The 15158-nt window shown below is 61.2% G+C and carries 16 protein-coding genes; 8 read left to right on the plus strand and 8 right to left on the minus strand.

Annotated elements, in window-relative coordinates:
• Nucleotides 1–27 precede the first annotated feature (27 nt).
• Complete coding sequence (locus tag FHX03_RS19340) at nt 28–2343, plus strand: methyl-accepting chemotaxis protein (RefSeq protein WP_097629235.1); 2316 nt, start codon at nt 28–30, stop codon at nt 2341–2343.
• Nucleotides 2344–2487: 144 nt separating this feature from the next.
• Entirely contained in the window at nt 2488–3489 is a 1002-nt protein-coding gene (locus FHX03_RS19345) for an LLM class flavin-dependent oxidoreductase (protein WP_183855008.1), read from the plus strand.
• Between the two features lie 76 nt (nt 3490–3565).
• On the opposite strand, the gene FHX03_RS19350 is transcribed toward FHX03_RS19345, so the two are convergent.
• Nucleotides 3566–4312: a YebC/PmpR family DNA-binding transcriptional regulator gene (locus tag FHX03_RS19350; RefSeq protein WP_003590326.1), complete on the minus strand. Its 747-nt coding sequence runs from the start codon at nt 4310–4312 to the stop codon at nt 3566–3568.
• Nucleotides 4313–4451: 139 nt separating this feature from the next.
• On the opposite strand from FHX03_RS19350, the gene FHX03_RS19355 reads away from it, so the two are divergent.
• Complete coding sequence (locus tag FHX03_RS19355) at nt 4452–4955, plus strand: pyridoxamine 5'-phosphate oxidase family protein (RefSeq protein WP_012558848.1); 504 nt, start codon at nt 4452–4454, stop codon at nt 4953–4955.
• Between the two features lie 34 nt (nt 4956–4989).
• On the opposite strand, the gene FHX03_RS19360 is transcribed toward FHX03_RS19355, so the two are convergent.
• From FHX03_RS19360 to FHX03_RS19390, 7 genes are all read right to left on the minus strand, one after another.
• Nucleotides 4990–5835, minus strand: coding sequence for an MBL fold metallo-hydrolase (locus FHX03_RS19360; RefSeq protein WP_183855010.1), 846 nt, complete (start codon nt 5833–5835; stop codon nt 4990–4992).
• Nucleotides 5836–5948: 113 nt separating this feature from the next.
• The gene (locus FHX03_RS19365) at nt 5949–6773 is read right to left on the minus strand and encodes a TIGR00282 family metallophosphoesterase (protein WP_097629238.1); all 825 of its coding nucleotides are present in this window, start codon (nt 6771–6773) and stop codon (nt 5949–5951) included.
• A gap of 3 nt (nt 6774–6776) precedes the next feature.
• Nucleotides 6777–7364 (minus strand): 5-formyltetrahydrofolate cyclo-ligase, encoded by a 588-nt coding sequence (locus tag FHX03_RS19370; RefSeq protein ID WP_097629239.1) that lies wholly within the window; start codon nt 7362–7364, stop codon nt 6777–6779.
• 118 nt (nt 7365–7482) lie between these two features.
• Entirely contained in the window at nt 7483–8190 is a 708-nt protein-coding gene (locus FHX03_RS19375) for a hypothetical protein (protein WP_097629240.1), read from the minus strand.
• 54 nt (nt 8191–8244) lie between these two features.
• Nucleotides 8245–9162 (minus strand): NAD-dependent epimerase/dehydratase family protein, encoded by a 918-nt coding sequence (locus FHX03_RS19380; RefSeq protein ID WP_097629241.1) that lies wholly within the window; start codon nt 9160–9162, stop codon nt 8245–8247.
• On the minus strand, nt 9159–9983 hold the full coding sequence (locus FHX03_RS19385) for a glycosyltransferase (protein ID WP_183855013.1): 825 nt from the start codon (nt 9981–9983) through the stop codon (nt 9159–9161). Before FHX03_RS19385 ends, FHX03_RS19380 begins: the two co-directional genes overlap by 4 nt.
• A 184-nt stretch (nt 9984–10167) precedes the next feature.
• Nucleotides 10168–11388 (minus strand): NAD-dependent epimerase/dehydratase family protein, encoded by a 1221-nt coding sequence (locus FHX03_RS19390; protein WP_183855015.1) that lies wholly within the window; start codon nt 11386–11388, stop codon nt 10168–10170.
• 163 nt (nt 11389–11551) lie between these two features.
• Between FHX03_RS19390 and ybgC the strand changes: the two genes are divergently transcribed.
• From ybgC to FHX03_RS19415, 5 genes are all read left to right on the plus strand, one after another.
• Complete coding sequence (gene ybgC, locus FHX03_RS19395) at nt 11552–12007, plus strand: tol-pal system-associated acyl-CoA thioesterase (protein ID WP_097629244.1); 456 nt, start codon at nt 11552–11554, stop codon at nt 12005–12007.
• A gap of 375 nt (nt 12008–12382) precedes the next feature.
• Nucleotides 12383–13102, plus strand: a complete 720-nt coding sequence (tolQ, locus tag FHX03_RS19400) for a protein TolQ (protein WP_003582115.1) — start codon at nt 12383–12385, stop codon at nt 13100–13102.
• A gap of 18 nt (nt 13103–13120) precedes the next feature.
• The gene (tolR, locus tag FHX03_RS19405; RefSeq protein WP_003542730.1) at nt 13121–13576 is read left to right on the plus strand and encodes a protein TolR; all 456 of its coding nucleotides are present in this window, start codon (nt 13121–13123) and stop codon (nt 13574–13576) included.
• An 8-nt stretch (nt 13577–13584) separates the two neighbouring features.
• On the plus strand, nt 13585–14724 hold the full coding sequence (locus FHX03_RS19410) for a hypothetical protein (protein WP_097629245.1): 1140 nt from the start codon (nt 13585–13587) through the stop codon (nt 14722–14724).
• The gene (locus FHX03_RS19415; RefSeq protein ID WP_183855016.1) at nt 14725–15138 is read left to right on the plus strand and encodes a TonB C-terminal domain-containing protein; all 414 of its coding nucleotides are present in this window, start codon (nt 14725–14727) and stop codon (nt 15136–15138) included.
• The last annotated feature ends 20 nt before the right edge of the window (nt 15139–15158 follow it).

Raw genomic sequence — 15158 nt, forward strand, 5'->3', positions numbered from 1 at the left:
AGGCGTGTTCAGAGGGGTTCGTCGTACATGGCACAGAGATTTCAATCCCTGTCCTTCAAGGTCATCGCCACATTCATTCTGCTGACGGTGCTGTCGATCGCAGTGATCGACGTGCTTGCCTATTTCGCCAGCAGCCGGATCTCCGACGAGCAGGCGCTGAAAGCCAAGGAGAGCGTGCTGATCTTTCGCGGTGACATGCTGCAGGATCAACTGACGCAGCTTGAAAACCAGGCAACGTCGATTGCGCGCATCGAAGCGCTGCAGATGTCGATCACCAGCCTGAAAAGCGGTTGGAAGACGATCGAGAAGACCTCCGGCGATGCCCGCGCCGAGTTGAAGAAGATTTTCATCTCCAGCAATCCCAACCCGGCGGATCAGCGCGAGAAACTGATGAAGCCGGAAGGGCCGAGCGGCTTTTATTATTCGAACCACGAGAAGACGCAGGGCGAAGTCGCCCGCGACCTCGCAGATACCGCCTTCAGCGATCTGCTGATCGCCGATCTCGACGGCACCGTCCTCTATTCCTACAAGAAGCAAGACGACTTCGCCGAGAATCTGAAGACGGACGCGTGGAAGCCAACCGGCGCCGGTATCGCTTTCGCCAAGGCAATCGAGAATACCGCCAAAGCGACCGATGACGCCGCACCGACAGGTTTTTCCGGCCTTCGCGTCGATGCCGCCAGCGGCAATTCGGCGATCTTCTATGCCGTGCCGATCGTCAAGCTCGGGGCGGCCAAGGGCATCATCCTGTTCAAGGTGCGCGACGACATCGTCACCGGCATCCTTGCCAAAGGCATCGTCCAGGGCAGCACGGCGCGGGCGGCGATAGTTTCCGGCGATGGGTCGGCCATCGGGCTCGACGCGAACGGCAGGCTTGCGACGCTCGACGCGACACCCTTCACTTTCATCAAGGACGCGCTTGCCAGTTCGGCGATGACGGTTGCCGATTTCAGCCGAGCGGATGGGGCGGCCCGCGCCTATGTCCGCGGTATTGACTATCGCGGCGACCGTTTCCTTGTCGTCGAGAGCGTGCTGCTCAGTGAGCTCAATGCCGGTTCGATCGAGATCGCCACTTTGCTAACCATGATCGGCATCGGCGTGCTCGTCGTCATGGCAGTCGCCACCGGGCTGGTCACCAATTTCCTGTTCTCGCCGCTTGCGCGGCTTGCCGGTGTGACCCGCGACGTCGCCGACGGCAAGCTCGACAGCGAGATCGGCAGCCTGAACCGCAAGGACGAGATCGGCACGATGGCGAATGCGCTCGCCCGCTTCCGGCAGTCGCTGATCGAAAGCCGCGAACTGGAAGCCGCCAGCGAAGAGACGCGCCTGCAGGCCGAGCAGGATCGCCAGCAGAATCTGGCCGAGCGCGAGGCCGAGGCAAAGACGCTGCAGCAGGTGGTCGAAGCGATCGACGAAGGCCTGCATCATCTGGCCAGCGGCGATCTTGCCTATCAGATCGATACGCGCTTCCCGAACGAGCTCGAAAGCCTGCGCATCAATTTCAACGAGGCGCTCGCGACGCTCAGCGAAACCATGACGGCCATCGGTGGAAATTCGATGGCGGTGCGCGCCGGCTCCGAGGAAATGCGCACCGGCGCCGACGAGCTCGCGGGGCGCACCGAGCGCCAGGCCGGCTCGATCACCGAGACGGCGAATGCGATCAGCGCCATCACCCAGTCCGTCCGGCGGCAGATCGAGCGGGCCGAACAGGCCGAGCGCATCGCCCGCGACGCCAAGAAGGAGACGACCGGCTCCGGCCAGATCATGCGCGAGACGATTGCGGCGATGGAGGCGATCCAGGCCTCCTCGCGCCAGATCAACACGATCATCTCGGTGATCGACGACATCGCCTTCCAGACCAACCTCCTGGCGCTCAATGCCGGCGTCGAGGCAGCGCGCGCCGGTGAATCGGGCAAGGGCTTCGCTGTCGTCGCCATGGAAGTGCGCGAACTCGCCCAGCGCTCGTCGAGCGCGGCCAAGGAGATCTCCAGCCTGCTGCAGAAATCGACGCATGAGGTCGAAAGCGGTGTGGCGCTTGTGGAAAGGGCTGGAGTGGCGCTGACCGGCATCGGCGCCCATGTCGAGGCGATCAACGGGCAGATCCACGACATCATGGGTGCGACCCGCGAGGAGGCCGATACGCTGCGGGAGATCAACAGCGCTGTGGCCGAACTCGACGCGATGACGCAGCAGAATGCCTCGATGGTCGAGGAAACGACGGCGGCGATCCACAGGCTGGCGACGGAAGCCCTGGAAATGGACCGCCAGCTCGGCAATTTCACGCTGCCGTCTGGCCACCACCAGTCCAGCGCCGAGGTGCACGTGCTGCGCCGTCACCGGTAACCACTATCTGACCGGTAACCACTAGCTGACGGTATGGCAAAAGGGTCGCGCTGGCGCGGCCCTTTTTCTTTGCACGCACGGTTTGGAATGGTGCGGGCGCGAACCTACATAGGCTGCATCCTTCAACTGGCCGGCAGGTTTCCCATGGTTCCCTTCTCCATACTCGACCTTTCCCCCGTTGCCGACGGCAGCACCGTTAGCCAGTCGCTCGAGAGTTCGGCGCGGATGGCTCGCAAGGCCGAGGAATTCGGTTACAAGCGCTTCTGGCTTGCCGAACATCACGGCATGCCGGGGATCGCCAGCGCGGCCACATCAGTCGTCATCGGCCATGTCGGCGCTGCCACCAAGCGCATTCGCATCGGTTCCGGCGGCATCATGCTGCCCAATCATTCGCCGCTCGTCATCGCCGAGCAGTTCGGCACGCTTGAGGCGCTCTTCCCCGGCCGCGTCGATCTCGGCCTCGGGCGCGCACCGGGAACGGATATGCGCACGGCGCAGGCGCTGCGTCGCAACCTTGAGGCCGCCGCCAACAGCTTTCCGAACGATGTGGTGGAACTGCAGCAACTGCTCGGTACGCCGGTCGAGAACCAGGCGATCCTCGCGGTTCCGGGGAATTCATCGCATATCCCGATCTGGCTGCTCGGCTCCAGCCTCTACAGCGCCCAGCTTGCCGCGATGCTTGGGCTCCCCTATGCCTTCGCCTCGCATTTCGCGCCCGACATGCTGCTCGACGCGATCGCGATCTACCGCGACCGCTTCCAGCCTTCGGCGACGCTCGACAAGCCCTATGTGATGGTCGGCGTCATGGGCTCGGTGGCGGCGACGGATGAGGAGGCGCGCTATCATTTCACCTCCGCCGAGCAGCAATTCGTCAACTTGCGCCGCAATGTCCGCGGCCCGTTCCCGCGTCCGCTGGCCGATATGGAGGGGTTCTGGTCGCCGATGGAGAAGATGAATGTCGAACACACCCTGCGTTACGCCGTGGTCGGGTCGCCGACGACGGCGGAGGCGAAACTGACGGCGTTTCTCAAGGAAACACAGGCCGACGAGGTGATCATCTCCATGCCGATCCATGATATCGAGACGCGGCTGAGATCGGTGGAACTGTTCGCGGGCCTCGGAAACTTCATGCGGGTGGCCGCATAGGTTCGCAACGAGCGGCTTGGCACAAAAAACCCGACGTCACCGCCGGGTTCTTCCATAGAAGATCGTTTTAAGAGAATCAGGCGGAGAGCTTGGCCAGCACTTCTTCCGAGACCTCGAAGTTGGAATAGACGTTCTGCACGTCGTCATCGTCTTCCAGGCTGTCGATGAGCTTCATCAGCGACTGGGCCTTTTCTTCGTCCACCGGCACATTGTTCTGAGCGCGCCAGACTGCCTTGACGGTTTCGGCTTCGCCGAGGCCGGATTCCAGCGCTTTCGAGACCTCACCAAGGGCTTCGAAGGCGCAGGTAATGTAGTGGCCCTCTTCGTCGGTCTCGACATCATCGGCGCCGGCTTCGATCGCGGCTTCCATCACCTTGTCGGCGTCGCCGACGGAAAGCTTGTAGGTGATTTCGCCGACATGGTCGAAGGAGAAGGAAACGGAACCGGTTTCGCCAAGAGCGCCGCCGGCCTTGGTGAAGATCGAGCGGACGTTGGAAGCGGTGCGGTTGCGATTGTCGGTCAGGGCCTCGACGATGATCGCCGTGCCGCCGGGGCCGTAACCCTCATAGCGGACTTCGTCATAGTTTTCGCCGTCGGCGCCAGCTGCCTTCTTGATGGCGCGGTCGATGTTGTCCTTCGGCATGGACTGGGCCTTGGCGTTCTGGATCGCCAGGCGAAGACGGGCGTTCATCATCGGGTCGGGCAGGCCGGCCTTGGCGGCTACGGTGATTTCGCGCGCAAGCTTGGAGAACATTTTCGACCGCACGGCATCCTGACGGCCCTTGCGGTGCATGATGTTTTTAAACTGTGAATGGCCAGCCATGGCACCCCTGTTCACGTCTCATTGTTCGGAATGGGCCGCCTTATAAGAGCGAAACCGCACCCTTTCAAGGAAAAAGCAGTTTGGAACAAAGGTGAGGGGATGACGTTTCAAGAACTCCATCCAACGGAAAGGAACGGTCATGGCAAGTCTCAGCGATGCGCAGGAACAGCCAGCACGTCAGCTCTGGGATCAGGTCAACGATGTTCATGCCGGCATGCTCGGAATTTCCGGGCTCGACATGCACATGCAGCCGATGGCGCCGCATGCCGATCCCACCACCAATACGATTTGGTTCTACACCAAGACCGATGCCGATATCGTCCGCGCCATCAAGCCCGGCAGCCGCGCGCATTTCTGCGTCATCGGCAAGGATCACGATTATCACGCCTGCCTTGCCGGTGTGATCGATGTGCGTCCCGACCCTGCCAAGATTGAGGAATATTGGAGTTCGATCGTCGCTGCCTGGTATGATGGTGGCAAGAAGGATCCGAAGCTCACCATGCTTGCTTTGCATGTCGACGATGCCGAGATATGGGTCTCGACGGGCAACAAGCTGAAATTCGGTTGGGAGATTGCCAAGGCCAATCTCGATGACGACAAGGTGCCTGATGTCGGCATCAAGCGTCACCTGCAATTCGCCTAACGCGCCGAAGCCCGGAAGCAAACCGCCGGGCTTTTTACTGCACACCCTTCAGCACATAGATCAGCGGCCTTTTCGGTAGCGTCCGCATGGAGACGGTGACGCTGTCGTCAGGGGCATAGGCGACGTCGAAATCCTTGCCGAACATCGAGACGAATGCTTCGACCGGCGGGCCGCGCCGGTGCATCGGCAGGATAAGTGACGAGCGCAGCCGCTTGATGACGCGGCTCATGCTGTCGGCGCCCATGGTCAGACCGCCATCGACAGGAACCATGACGACGTCGAGGCGGCCGATCTCCGTATATTGGACATCTGTCAGTTCGTAGTGCAGGTGGCCGAGATGGCCGATGCACAGACCTGCGATCTCGAAAATGAAGATTGAATTGCCATTCTCATGCGCTCCGCCGAGGCCGTAGCTGAAGCGGATATCCGTGGGGACATTGCGGATATAGGCATCGCCGACGACGAGATTGATGTTGGCCTTCTCGCCCGGAATATCGCTCCAGCCATGCAGTACATGTTTGATGCCTGGATCGGGCGCCAAGGTGAAGTGGGTCGTGTGCGCCTTGTTCATGGTCACGACATCCGGCATCGTCGCCGGCCTGTACCAGCCATTATAGTCTGTCGCGATGACGATGCCGCCAGGGGTGTTGATCTCGAAGGTGGAATGGCCGAGGAAGGTGAATTTGACCTCTTCTCCCTCGGAGACGGCAGGCGTCAGCGGCGCGGCGCCGGAAAAGCTGGCGAAGGTGACCTTGGGGATATTCTTAGCGATTGCCTGGCAGTGGCTGACGGGTGTTCGCTGTTCCTGCGCTCCGGCAGGATCTGCCGCAGCGAAGGCCGTAAGGCACGCGATAGCGAGGACGAGATATTGCGGCTTCATACCGGCCCTCCGGCGCTCTACCACTTTGAAAGTAGCGGCGGGAGGATGCGGCATGAGGTCGCAGCGGTCCAGACGAGGGATGCTCACGATTGCGTGTTGGCGGTGGGTAGAGGCTAGCGCCAGAACTCCGGCACTGTCTCGGCCAGCCGCGGTCCGAGCCTGAGCGGCGCGATCTTTTCGGCCAAGCCCGTGCTGTCGGAAATCTCCACGCCGACGCCGCAGATCGTCGCCGGCCCGCTGGCGGCTTCCATGCGGCCCTTCGGCATCTTGGAGATGAAGCGGTTGAGCGGCTCTTCCTTGTCCATGCCGAGGGAGGAGTCGTAGTCGCCGCACATGCCGGCATCCGACATATAGGCGGTGCCGCCGTTCAGGATCTGCGCGTCGGCCGTCGGCACATGCGTGTGGGTGCCGACGACGAAACTGGCGCGGCCATCAACGAAATGTCCGAAGCACTGCTTCTCGCTGGTCGCTTCCGCATGAAAATCGAAGATGATCGCATCGGCCTGCTCCTTCAGCGGGCAGGCGTCGAGGATCACTTCCGCCGATTTGAACGGATCGTCGAGTTCCGGATGCATGAAGACCCGGCCCATGACATTGGCGACGAGCACGCGCGCGCCGTTCCTGGCATAGAACAGCCCGGAGCCGCGACCGGGCGTGCCTTGCGGATAGTTGGCCGGCCGCAGGAATTGATCGTGGCGCCCAGCAAAAGCCACGGCTTCCTTCTGGTCCCAGACGTGATTGCCCGTCGTCACCACATCGGCGCCGGCATTGATCGTTTCCAGAAAGATGTCCTCGGTGATGCCGAACCCGCCGGCGGCATTCTCGCCGTTGACGATGACGAAATCGAGTTTGAGGTCGGAGATCAGGCCGGGAAGGCGGTCCCAGACCGCCGAGCGTCCCGTCTTGCCGACCATGTCACCCAGAAAAAGCAGCCGCATTCCCTATCCAATCCAAGAGGCAAAAAAGCGAAGGCCGCTTTCTGTCAGGATGGCATCCAGGCTTATGTCATGCGGCTCGTCGGGCACATGTGCCACTTCCTGGCAGTCGAATGCAATGCCGATCAGCTTCGGATGCAGGCCTTTTTGCCTCAGCCGGCTGATGGCGCGGTCATAATGGCCGGCGCCGTAGCCGATGCGGTGGCCGCGGTCATCGAAAGCTGAAAGCGGCACCAGCATGATTTCCGGATCGAGAATAGCGGCATCCGCCGAAGGGCCGACCGTGCCGAAACCGGTATCGACAAGCGGGGCGTCCTCCGCGAGCTCGCGAAAGACGATGGTCTGCCGGTCGAGGATCGCCGGCACGCAGAGCCGCGCACCGCGCACGGCAAAGCGCGCCATCAGCGGCCTGAGATCTGCTTCCGAACGGATCGGCAGGAAGCCGGAGACAATTGTGCCCAGCGCAAAGCCAACCGCCTCGCCGGCATGATCGGCCATCGCAAGGCTTTTGGAGGCGCGGTTCTCAGGAGACATGGCGTCGCGTGCCGACAGTCGTTCGTTGCGCAGCTGCGCTTTCAGGTCTTTCACGGTCATTCCATCCGCCGGATATGGAAAAGGTCGAGCGAGCATAGACGGCTGGGTGTCCGATGCAAATGCCGGATGCGACAGCACTGCGCCCGTTTCACGCCCTGTCGCGGGATGCGGCCGAAGGTCAGACGACGATGCTTGTCGGTATTGTCGTGGTGGCGATGGAGAAGGCTGCCATGTCAGGAACGGCGTTCGCCCCGGCCTGCCGGTTCTGCTGCCGCAGATCGTGCATTGCGTTTTCGAGCAACTGCTTGAGTTCGCGCACGACCGCCTTGAAATCCTCCATGGTTTCTCGATCATCGGCCGAGATGCCCGAGAATTGTGGGGTGTCCTCGGCAACACTCTGATAGGCCTTGCGGGCGTTGGCGGCGTCGTCCGGCTCTTGCGAGCCGGTCTCTTCGTCCGCGGTTTTTTCTGAGGCATCCGCCGGCGCAGCCTCGATCCCACTCGTCGCGGCGGCCGTTGTATCCGTGGTTGTATCCATTGAAGCGACTGCTGCCGGGCTGCCAGTCGCGACGGTCGATGCGAATTCGGAGGCGACGGTGCCGAGCTTGCGCGCGAGTTCAGCGGCCAGACGGGCGACCACCTCGGGCGGCATGTTGGAGCTGCGCAGCATTTCCAATTGCTGCTTCGCTTCTTCGAGCTTGCGTTCTGCCTTCGTCTTGGCTTCGTCCCCGGAATTCGCCAGAGTCTGCCGCATCTGCTGCAGCGTCTGGGTGCTACGTTGTAGTTTCAGCACACTCTGATCGCTCTCGTCTCCGGCAGCAGAGATGACCGTTGCTGAAGACGTGCCGCGCAAGATGTTGGAGGCAGAGGTGGTTGCGACCTGCATGGACAATTCCCGACAGTCCGGGTCCCCGATTGCAATTCGGCGCATTCTGCAACGTCAGACTTGCGTGGACCTGTGTTCCGGGGCCGCCGGCAGCGCCGCGGCGAGCCGTTGCATCGTTTCCTCGAACAGCGGGGCTCCGCCCGGCATCCAGCCGAGCGCGCGGATTTTCGCCGTGCTCATGGGATTGAGCGCCGCCCTGTCGGCGAGTGGCGGCAGCACGTGCCGACAGCCGGTCTCGCGTCGGATGGCCGAAAGGATGTCGCGCGTGTCGACTGATATGTCCGAGACGTTGAAGACCTCGCCGGAGATGCGGGTGCTTTCCGTCTCCAGCATCAGCCGTACCGCACGCCCGAGGTCGTGGCCGTGAACTTCCGTCCCCACACGCGAAACCACCGGCCGGCCGGCGAGGTAATCGGCGATGAGGCCGTCCCACTTGTTCGGCGAGAGATCTCCGTAGACGCCGGTCGCCCTCAGGCTTACGCCGGCAAAACCTGGAGTGGAGAGGTGGGCAAGCGCGCGTTCGGCATCCAGCTTGACCTGGCCGTAGAGCGTTTCCGGCTTGGCCAGCATCGTTTCCGCGAGCTCGGTTCCCTCAGAATGTTCGCCATAGGCGGCGCGGCTGGAGAGGAAGATGCAGCGGCGCGTGCCGGCGCGTTTGGCGGCGTCGAAAAGGCGGACGGTGCCGTCGAGGTTCAACCTGTGGAAACTCTTTGGATCGTCGCCTTCGCCGCCGCGATATTTGCCCGGAACATGGTTGAAGGCGGCGTGGACGAAGAAATAGGCGTCGTCGAAAATGTCGATCTGATCCTTATTGGGATCGAGCGAAAGTGCCGCGAACTCAACCGGGCGGGAGAAGAGACGAGGTGGCGGCGCACGGCGCCCGCCGACGATCACCTGATAACCGGCGCTCAAAAGTTCCTCGACGACATAGCGGCCGACGAGACCCGTTCCGCCGGATACCAGTACCTTCATGCTGCTCCTTCCGGATTGGCCAGCGCCGCGATCTCGGGCGGATCGCCGCCATCGTGGAAACGGTGCCACAAATCGATCAAAGGTTGTAGCCGCGCTGCCTTCGGATGATCCTTTTCCCACGGCTTTTCATATTGGTAGTGCAGGATCGAAACGCTCTTCCAGTCCCAAAGCTCCGGCATGGTGAACCATACATATTGCAGCATGTTGAAATAGACCGGCAGGCCGTGCCAATCCGGGAAGAACGTCTCGAGAAAGGTCTGGTCGGTGCGCCGCCAGAAGGCGCCCGGCCTGTCGAGGCTTTCGAGCATGTGCCGGAATGTGTCATGCGATGGGGTGGCGACGAAGACGCCGGAATTCATGCGGCGGAAGTCGGCAAGGCTTTCATAGACATTGGGCGCGGCTGAGAATTCCGGATAGAGGAAAAGCCTGTCGACATTCTTCAGCACGAGGGCATCGGCGTCGATGAAGACGCAGCGTTCGTATTCGACGAGCTGCCACAGCCTGAGCTTGCAGAAATTGTCGAGCGGCGAATGGAAGTCCGGCTTGCGGCCCTTGGTGAAGGGGGCAGCCGAATGGAGTTGGCCGCGGGCGTGGCGTTCGTTGAAGGCGACAGACAGCGGCAGGTGCTCGACTTCGATCAGCCGGCAGCCGATGGTCTTGAGCGGGGCGAGGGCGGTTGCATCGACGCCGCCGGTGTGGAGGACGACGATGTCGGCGCTGGTATCGGTGCGACGGAGAGAATTCGCCAGGGCGGTGGCGCCCATGGCGTAGTCGGGATTGGTGACGAGGGTGACATAGGCGAGGTTTGAGGTAGAGGTCATCGGCGCCGGCGACTTCCTTGCACGCCCTCATTCCTGTGCTTGTCACAGGAATCCAGCCACGGCCCGTCCGCGCCGTGAATGATTCTCCAGCGCCCAAAGACTTGGGCGCGCTGGATTCCTGTGACAAGCACAGGAATGAGGGAGAGATCGTTGGACTGGTGGTGCCTCAATAGCAAACCATCACTCATGACACTGACTTCAGTCGCTTGCCTTCCGGATCGTGGTTGATCGTCGCGGCGATGTCCTTGGTCCAGGCGGAGACGGCCGGCACGCGCGAGCGGTCGACGCGATAGGCGAATTTCTTCGCCACGTCGACGATCTCGCCGAGAAGGCCTCCTTCCAGCGTGATCGGTTCGAGGCCGAGAATGCGGAATTTCTCGTTCTGAACGATCAGCTCGTTCTCGGCGGCTTCCTTGCGCGGGTTGGGCAGCCAGGCGATGTCGGCGCCGCTTATCCCCGCGATCATCTGGGCAAGGTCGCGCACCCGGTGGGTTTCCGTCATCTGGTTGAAGATTTCGACACGGGCGCCGCGGGCGGGCGGGTTTTTCAGCGCCAGTTCGATGCAGCGAACCGAATCCTGGATATGGATGAAGGCGCGGGTCTGGCCGCCGGTGCCATGTACCGTCAAGGGATAGCCGATCGCCGCCTGGATAAGGAAGCGGTTCAGCACCGTGCCGTAATCGCCGTCGTAATCGAAGCGGTTGATCAACTGCGCATGGCGGCGCGTCTGCTCGGTATGCGTGCCCCAGACGATGCCCTGGTGCAAGTCGGTGATCCTCAACCCGTCATTCTTGGCGTAGAACTGGAAGAGAAGCTGATCCAGGCACTTGGTCATGTGGTAGATCGAGCCGGGATTGGAGGGATAGAGGATCTCCTGGCTGACCGTCTCGCCGGCCGCGGTTTCGATGCCGACCGGCAGGTAGCCTTCGGGGATCGCTGCGCCCACCGTCGAATAGCCGTAGACGCCCATGGTGCCGAGGTGGATGAGATGGGCGTCGAGATTGAGCTCGGTCAGCGCATTTAAGAGGTTGTGGGTGGCGCTGACGTTGTTATTAACAGTGTAATTCTTGTGGCGGTCGCTTTTCATGGAATAGGGCGCGGCCCGCTGCTCGGCGAAATGGATGACAGCATCCGGGCGGTGTTCGGAAAGCCAGTTCTTCAGTAGTTCATAGTCCTTGGCGAGATCGATCAGGTTGAAGTGGATGCGGCGCCCGGTTTCGGCATGCCAGATGCGGGTGCGCTCCTGGATCGAATCCATCGGTGTCAGCGACTGAACGCCAAGTTCCGTGTCGATCCAGCGGCGTGAGAGATTGTCGAGGATATGAACGTCATGCCCGGCATCGGAGAGGTGCAGCGACGTTGGCCAGCCAATGAAACCGTCTCCGCCCATAACCGCAATCTTCATCACATCGTCTCCTGATCTGTCGCTCAATATCGGGAATAGTTAGGAATTATGACAATCATTCAATGCCTACCGGCGGGGCATTCAATGCCTGCCTACCGGTCATTCAGTGCTTGCCTGTCGGGAAGCGTTGCGCCAAAGAGGGCACCGCAGTTTGGAGAAAATTATGACGGAGCGCCCATTTTCCATTTCGGGGGAGCTGACCGAGGCCGGACACCGCCTCGTGCAACGGGTCTATTATGAAGATACCGACTTCTCCGGTCTGGTCTACCACGCCCGCTACCTGCATTTCCTCGAGCGCGGCCGCACCGATTATCTGCGTTGCCTCGGCGTGGAGCAGCGCGAACTCGTCAGCGCCGACGAGGAGGGCCTCGTCTTCGTCGTCCACCGCATGGAGATCGACTTCAAGAGCCCGGCGCGCATGGACGACGTGCTGACCATCCTGACCCACACGGAAAAAGCCGGCGGTGCCAAGATGGTGCTCAATCAGCAGATCCGCTCGGGCGAAACGCTGCTGATATCAGCCAAGGTGATCATCGCCGTCATCAACGCCAAGGGGCGGCCGCGGCGGCTGCCGGAAACGCTGGCGGCGAAATTCCTGGAAGGCAGCACGCCGCTATAGGCGCGAATCGCGCGGAATTCAGGCTTGTCAAAACTTGAGCTTTATGTGAAGGAATTACCGCGCTGCAGGATGAGCGCTCTTTCGGCAGCCGGATCTTACTCCGGTCAAGTAAACCATGGAACGAAATCTTCCAAACACAGGCTTACTGTCACAGTCAGGCACTAACGATCTATTAACCATAATAGTGTCTTACTGGGAAAGTCGGAGTTTGTGCGGTGCACGCCTTCCTTTGACCAAATTTGACGGCAAGAAGGCGGAAGAAGAGCTTGGAAGTTTGACCAGGGCTTTGGGCGGCGGCCGCCGGACACTTCTTGCGAGATCACTTTGTGCCGCCCGGTCCAGCACCGGGCGTTTGGATTCGGGGATTTTGGATCAATGGAACAAGTAGGATTGGCAGCAGCAACGACGGACGTCAGCCTCTGGTCGCTTTTCATGCAGGCCGGTATCGTCGTCAAGCTCGTCATGCTCGGGCTTATCGCCGCTTCGGTGTGGACCTGGGCGATCGTCATCGACAAATACCTGGCCTATGGCCGCGCACGGCGCCAGTTCGACAAGTTCGAGCAGGTGTTCTGGTCGGGCCAGTCGCTGGAAGAACTCTATCGCTCGCTGTCGGAACGCAACAATACGGGGCTGGCGGCGATTTTCGTGGCCGCGATGCGCGAGTGGAAGAAATCCTTCGAGCGCGGCGCCCGTTCGCCGATCGGCCTGCAGATGCGTATCGACCGGGCGATGGACGTGACGCTTTCACGCGAATCGGAATTTCTCGGCGCTCGCCTCGGATCGCTGGCGACGATCGGTTCGGCCGGTCCGTTCATCGGCCTCTTCGGCACGGTCGTCGGCATCATGACCTCGTTCCAGGCGATCGCTGGTTCGAAGTCGACCAATCTTGCGGTCGTTGCGCCCGGTATCGCCGAAGCGCTGCTTGCAACCGCCATCGGCCTCGTTGCCGCTATTCCGGCGGTTATCGCCTACAACAAGTTCTCTGCCGATGCCGGCAAGCTCTCGGGCCGCATGGAAGGTTTCGCGGATGAATTCTCCGCCATACTTTCGCGCCAGATCGACGAGAAGCTGCAGCCGCGCGCTGCAGCTCAGTAACCAGCGGAGTATACTGACATGGGTATGGCTGTTGGAGGCAATGGCGGCGGGGGCGGCGGACGCCGCCGTCGCGGCGGTCGGAACAGGGCCGTGATTTCCGAAATCAACGTGACGCCGCTCGTCGACGTCATGTTGGTGCTTTTGATCATCTTTATGGTCGCGGCACCGATGATGACCGTCGGCGTGCCGATCGACCTGCCGGAAACGCAGGCCAAGGCGCTGAATTCCGAGACGCAGCCGATCACCATCTCCGTCAAGAACGACGGCGAAGTGTTCCTGCAGGAAACGCCGATCCCGGCCGCCGAGATTGCCGCCAAGCTCGAGGCGATCGCCACCACCGGCTATAACGAACGGATCTTCGTGCGCGGCGACGCGACGGCGCCTTATGGCGTCATCGCCGACGTCATGGCCCGTATTCAGGGCGCAGGCTTCAAGAATATCGGCCTCGTGACGCAGCAGAAGAAGGACCAATAGCGTTCAAGATGAAGACCAGCGTCGTCACATCTGCTGTTCTGCACTGCCTGGTGCTTACCTGGGCGATGGTGTCGCTTAGCGCCCCGGAATCCTTCAAGGTGGAGGATTTCGAGGCGATGCCGGTCGATCTCGTGCCGGTGGAATCCATTACCCAGATGCAGCAGGGCGACAAGAAGGCTCCGAAGAAGGAGACGTCTGCGCCGGTACCGACGACACGTCCGCCGATCGCACAGCCGGCCGAGAATGCCGGCGACAACAATGTCGACCTGAAGACGCCGCCGGTGCCGAACGCCAAGCCGAGCAACAGCGAGGCCGCCGCGGCGAATTCGAGCGAAAAGCCGATGCCGAAGACCGATCCGAAGCCGAACGACGTCAAGGACATCGTCAAGGAGGAAACGGAAGTCGAGCAGCCGAAGGAGGTCGCTTCGATTCCGCCGCCGAAGCCCGTCGAAGTGACGCCGCCGAAGCCGGAGGAAAAGCCGCCGGAAGAGCAGGCCAAGCCTGAGGAACCGCCGAAGCCGGAGGCCGAGGCACTGCCGGACAATGTGCCGACCCCCGTCGCCAAGCCGCAGGTGAAGCCGCCGGAACCGCAGAAGCCCGCCGAAAAGCCGCCGGAAAAGACCCCCGACCAGCCGAAGACCGCCGACATGCCGACCGACAAGAAGAAGGCGGACAAGAAGCAGGAAACGGCGAAATCCGCCTCGTCGATGAAGAGCGACTTCAATGCCGACGAGATTTCGATCTTGCTGAACAAGACCGATCCTTCCGCCGGTGGCGCCAAGCGCTCGACGCAGGAAGCGTCGCTTGGTGCGAAGAAGAGCAATGGTGGTTCCAAACTCAGCCAGAGCGAAGAAGATGCGGTGCGCGGCTTGATCGAGGGCAATTGGCTTGTCACGCCTGGGATGGAAGGCCTTTCCGGCATGGTCATCAAAGTGCATATGAAACTCGACAAGGATGGCAATATTATTGGTCAGCCAGAAGTCGAGTCATCGGGCGGCAGTAGCAGCGATGCCACACGCCGTGCGTTGGAAGGCGGGGCCTATAGAGCTGTCATGAAGTCCGCCCCCTTCTCGATGCTTCCGAAGGACAAGTATGAGGCTTGGAATGAGTTCGACCTGAATTTCGATCCGAGTTCTATGGGAATCTAGATGCTGACGGATCTGTCCCATGGCAACAAGCCTTTTGCAGCCGCTATCATGCTTGGAGCGATTCTGGCTTGTGCGCCTGAGGCGTTGGCACAGTCGGTGGACGCGGCGACCTCCAAGAAGTCAGCCTTGGATTTACAGCACGCAATTGCTTCCTCCTTCAATGTTCCTCCCGGGCAGGCGAGGGGCGGCAGAGTTGTGATCACCGTCCATCTGCGGCTCGACAAGAATGGGGCGATCGTTGGTTCACCCGAGGCAATAGCCTCGGGCGGCAACGAAGCTGCTCGAAAAAGCCTGTCGGCTCCGGCTCTCCGGGCGGTGAAGCGCTCATTGCCATTCCCGATGCTCCCGAAAGAAAAATACGAATCCTGGAACGAAGTCGTCCTGCACTTTGAATCCGGCGATCCGACTCCATAGATGCTGAAAGGCTGTTTGGT

The organism is Rhizobium sp. BK456 (assembly GCF_014194045.1).
GTDB classification, from domain to species: Bacteria; Pseudomonadota; Alphaproteobacteria; order Rhizobiales; family Rhizobiaceae; genus Rhizobium; species Rhizobium redzepovicii.